A 239-nucleotide genomic window follows, 5' to 3' on the forward strand; every position below is an offset into this window, starting at 1 on the left:
AACAGGTCAGCAATATTGACTTACATATGTTATTACAAGAGAGATATCCACAAGGTAGTAATAGTTATACCCATAAGAAAGAAGAGCATAATATCCTGATCGGCAAAGCCCAAAAGGTCGATAAAGATATTTATAACTTACCACTTATGATTGATGAGCGCTGTGAGTTAATGGGTGATCATCAATCAGGTAAACACTTGCAAGGTATGTTATTAGTTGAGGCATTTAGGCAAACATTT

Annotated in this window: 1 protein-coding gene; it reads left to right on the top strand. The window is 35.1% G+C overall.

Going from position 1 to position 239, the window contains the following annotated elements:
• On the top strand, positions 1–239 hold a 239-nt coding region (locus V1952_RS22800), incomplete at both ends, for an AfsA-related hotdog domain-containing protein (RefSeq protein ID WP_420075665.1).

Source organism: Yersinia sp. 2542 StPb PI, from assembly GCF_048593855.1.
Lineage (GTDB): Bacteria > Pseudomonadota > Gammaproteobacteria > Enterobacterales > Enterobacteriaceae > Yersinia > Yersinia enterocolitica_E.